Source organism: Avibacterium endocarditidis (assembly GCF_002921145.1).
GTDB classification, from domain to species: Bacteria; Pseudomonadota; Gammaproteobacteria; order Enterobacterales; family Pasteurellaceae; genus Avibacterium; species Avibacterium endocarditidis.
In genome coordinates this window covers 1-4,436 of record NZ_PQVI01000157.1, presented here as the reverse complement: position 1 = coordinate 4,436, position 4,436 = coordinate 1, and the positions used below count along the sequence as shown (strand labels likewise).

Sequence of the window (4,436 nt, the reverse complement as noted above, 5' to 3'; positions counted from 1 at the left end):
TGACGTCAAAGTGCAAAAAGATAAAGCAGGAACAAGTGCAAGAGTAATAGGTATTGGTAGTAATGTTACGGTAAATGACAATGATTCTATTGCAATTGGTACAGGAACTTATACCGAGGGCAATTTTGTTACCGCAATGGGTAATAAAGCAAATGCAAGTGGAGATCAGGCTCTCGCGATTGGTTCAAATACAGTGGCTAGAGAATCATCTACTGCTTTAGGGCAGCAAGCCCAAGCTACAGGTAATACAACATTAGCCGTTGGTGCTGTAGCTAAAGCTGAAGGTAATAACTCAATGGCTGTGGGGCAATATAGCCAAGCTGTAGGTGCTTCTAGCACAGCGGTGGGGCCTGGGGCTATTGCGTCAGAAAATAATGCTGTTGCATTAGGTTATTCCGCTACTGCTGCGAAAAGTGGGGCGTTAGCATTGGGTTATGCCGCAAATGCAAGCTTAGCTGGCTCAGTGGCATTAGGTGAAAACAGTGTAACAGGTAGAGCGGTTAAAACAGCAAGTGCAACGGTAAATGGCATTACTTATTCTGGTTTTGCTGGCTCAAATATTGGAACTAGCCGCGTGGTTTCTGTCGGTATTGCAGATACAGCTGCTACTGATACAACCCTAGCTATAAAAAATCAACAACGCCAAATTCAAAATGTGGCAGCAGGGCGTATTAATCCCGCTTCTACCGATGCGATCAATGGTTCGCAACTTTATATGGTGGCAAACACCCTTGGCAATGTGGCAAACACTACTACAAATATTTTAGGTGGCAATGCGACATTAGATCCAAATACTGGCAATATTACAATGACGGATATTGGTGGCACAGGTCAAAACACTATTAATGACGCAATTAAAGTAGCAAAAACACGTTATTACAGTGTAAACGACGGTGGTAAGCAAAGTGCAAACTACAATAACGATGGAGCGAAAAGTGAAGGCGCACTTGCTGCGGGTGTAAGAGCCAACGCTATAGGGGCTGATGATGTTGCTATAGGTAGCAATGCTCTTGCTGATTCTAGTAATGTAGATGAACCAGCAGCTGTTGCTGTAGGTCATAACGCAAAAGCAACCGCTGCTGGGGCTGTTGCAGTGGGTGATTCTGCAGAAGCTCTGAGTACTAATGTAGTTTCTATGGGATATTCTGCAGGGCTTGGTAGCAATGCTGAAAATAGCATTTGGATTGGTACAAATTCAGGAAATTCTGCGACAGGATACTCAAATATTGGGATTGGCGATGGTGCAGGCATCGGAATTGGTGAAACAAATCCAGACTCTAACCATAATGTCGCAATGGGTATTTATGCTGGCGGTGGACTGAATGGTTCAAATAACCTTTCTTTAGGCATCTCAGCAGGTAATGCTTTAAATGGTAATGATAATGTTACATTAGGTAATGCCGCTGGCGCAAACCTAAATGGGAACAATAATATCGCAATTGGTCGTCAAGCAGGTACCGCTGTTGTTGTAAATAGCGATCCTAATAACCCAATATTTGAATCAGGTGATTCTGATACGCGTGAAGTAAACGATTCAATTAGTTTAGGAAATAATGCACAAGCCTTAAAAGATAACGCTATTGCTGTTGGGTTAAATGCCCAAGCGAAAAATGAGAATGATGTTGCACTAGGAGCAGGCGCAATTACCGAAACTGCGGTTCCAACAACACAAGCAACAGTAAATAAGATTACCTACAATGGCTTTGTAGGAACCTCACCAATTGCAACATTAAGTGTTGGTTCCGCTGGTAAAGAACGTACTATCACGAATGTTGCGGCAGGACGTATTAACAAAGATTCAACTGATGCAATTAATGGTTCGCAACTTTATGTTGTTGCAGATAAATTAAGTAATGCTGTAAATAATATTACTAATGCAACTAACGGTGGGTTTATTCTAACAGATGATAGTAAAACTGAAGTTAAGCAAGACTTAGGTAAATCTATTCAACTGAAAGGCGAGAAAGGAATTACGGTTACTACAAATGCAGCAGATAAGCAACTTAAAATTGCCCTTGGTAATGAAATTACTGTTGGAAACCCAGAAGATCCATCAAATCCAGCTGCTCAGAAAGAAGCTGGCACAATTAATGTGGTTGGAAAAGATGGTAAGAATGGCGTATCCATTAAAGGCAATACAGGCAATGACGGTAAACCAGGTATCAGTATTGCCGGTAAAGATGGTGCAGATGGCGTAACCTTAACGACAAAAACAGATGGTAAGCCAGGCGTTGATGGCAAAGATGGTCCAACGAAACCTCGTTTAGAAGTGAATAATGAGCAAGTGGCAACCTTAAATGACGGCGTGAAATATGCTGGCGATATAGGAAACGCTGCAATCAAATTAAACCAAACTGCTACCATTGTTGGTGGTGTTAAAGATAAAAGTAATCTGACTGACAATAATATCGGTATTGTTGCTGAACAAGATGGCGATAATGCAAAACTAACTGTGAAATTAGCTAAAAATCTTAACTTAGGTCCTGATGGTAGTGTAACTATGGGAGATACTAAAATTAGCAATGCAGATGGTATTACGATTTCCAATAGCAATGGCGGTTCTCCAGTGAAACTAAACAAAGATGGTTTAGATAATGGAGGTAACAAAATTACCAATCTTGCTGATGGCGATATTAACCCGAATAGCAAAGATGCAGTAAATGGTGGTCAGCTCTACACTGTTCAGCAAGCAGCTAAGGCAGCGAAAACAGAAGTAAAAGAAGGCGATAATATCGTTGTTACTTCAGATGTTGGCAGCGATGGTCAGACTATTTACACCGTATCCACCGCAAAAGATGTAAAATTTGATAATGCGAAGATCGGAGATAACGTGAGCATTAACAATGATGGCATTAATGCGGGAAATACCAAGGTGACAGGTGTGAACGCAGGCGATGTCAATAAAGACAGTTCAGATGCTGTAAATGGTAGCCAGCTTTATAACACTGCGGAAAGTGTAGCAAACGCCTTGGGTGGTAATTCAACAGTAAATCCAGATGGTACAGTAAGTAAGCCTACTTATAAGGTTACTGATTTAACAGATGGAACTGGCAATACGAAAGAGGTTCATTCTGTAGGTGATGCAATTGAAGCGTTAGATAAAGCTGTAACAACACCGTTAACATTCTCAGGGGACAATACATCGAAAGACTTTAAACGTAAACTTGGTAGTAAAGTGAACGTAAGAGGTGGTGCAGATGAAAGTAAACTGACAGAGAAGAATATTGGCGTTGTTTCAGATGGTTCAGACACCTTAACAGTCAAGTTATCAAAAGACATTGATCTTGGTTCAGATGGTAGCGTAACAATGGGTGATACCAAAATTAACAATGCAGATGGTATTACAATTTCCAATAGCAATGGTGATTCTCCAGTGAAACTAAGCAAAGATGGCTTAGATAATGGCGGTAACAAAATTACCAATTGTTGCTGATGGTAATATTAGCCCGAATAGCAAAGATGCAGTAAATGGTAGTCAGCTTTACACTGTTCAACAAGCAGCGAAAGCGGCGAAAACAGAGGTTAAAGCAGGTGAAAATATCACGGTAACTCCAGAAGTTGGTAGCAATGATCAGACTATTTACACTGTATCTACCGCAAAAGATGTGAAATTTGATAGTGCGAAGATCGGAAATAACGTTAGCATTAACAATGATGGCATTAATGCGGGAAATACCAAGGTTACAGGTGTGAAAGCAGGTGATGTAAATGCAGACAGCACTGATGCAGTGAACGGTAGTCAATTACACGAAACTAACCAAAACGTAGCGAAAAATGCTGCGAACATTGCAAACAACACTGCAGCGATCAACAAAGGCTTGAACTTTACTGCAGATGACAGCAAAACACTTAACCGTCAATTAGGTGATACAGTCGCTGTTAATGGTGATGAAGTAACATTACCACCTCAGTTACTTCATCTGGCGTTAAAGTTGCGTTGAATAAAAACCTTAAAGTTGATAGCGTAGCTACCGGTAACACCGTTGTGAATAACGATGGCGTAACTATTGGTACGGGTGATAAAGCAGTGAGCTTAACGCAAAATGGCTTAAACAACGGCGGTAATAGAATTACTAATGTTGCACCGGGCAAAGATCCAACAGATGCAGTGAACGTTGCACAGCTTAGCAATGTTGCAAATCACCTTGACAACAAAGTGAATAAAGTTGCTGGCGATATGAAACGTATGGACAAAAAACTCCGTGCAGGTATCGCTGGTGCAGCGGCATTGGGGATGTTGGCACAACCAACTAGACCGGGTAAATCAATGGTTTCTGTTGGTGGTACAACTTACCGCAACGAATCAGCGGTTGCATTAGGTGTTTCTCGTGTGTCTGACAATGAGAAATGGGTGATTAAAGTTGGTGCATCGGCAAATACTCGCAACAATTACATTGTGGGTGGTTCTGTCGGCTATCAATGGTAATTGCTAAAAA

The 4,436-nt window shown here is 41.3% G+C and carries 3 protein-coding genes; all 3 read left to right on the top strand.

The window, feature by feature from the left end:
- Positions 1-10 precede the first annotated feature (10 nt).
- Genes C3Z13_RS11350 through C3Z13_RS11340 form a run of 3 tightly spaced genes read left to right on the top strand, consistent with a single transcriptional unit; the run spans position 11 to position 4,426 of the window.
- Positions 11-3,433, top strand: a complete 3,423-nt coding sequence (locus tag C3Z13_RS11350) for a hypothetical protein (protein WP_181022062.1) — start codon at positions 11-13, stop codon at positions 3,431-3,433.
- Positions 3,402-3,941, top strand: coding sequence for a hypothetical protein (locus tag C3Z13_RS11345; protein ID WP_103855980.1), 540 nt, complete (start codon positions 3,402-3,404; stop codon positions 3,939-3,941). Before C3Z13_RS11350 ends, C3Z13_RS11345 begins: the two co-directional genes overlap by 32 nt.
- A complete protein-coding gene (locus C3Z13_RS11340; protein ID WP_103855979.1) occupies positions 3,938-4,426 on the top strand; it encodes a YadA family autotransporter adhesin in 489 nt (162 codons plus the stop codon). The genes C3Z13_RS11345 and C3Z13_RS11340 overlap by 4 nt, the downstream gene beginning before the upstream one ends.
- Positions 4,427-4,436: the final 10 nt, after the last annotated feature.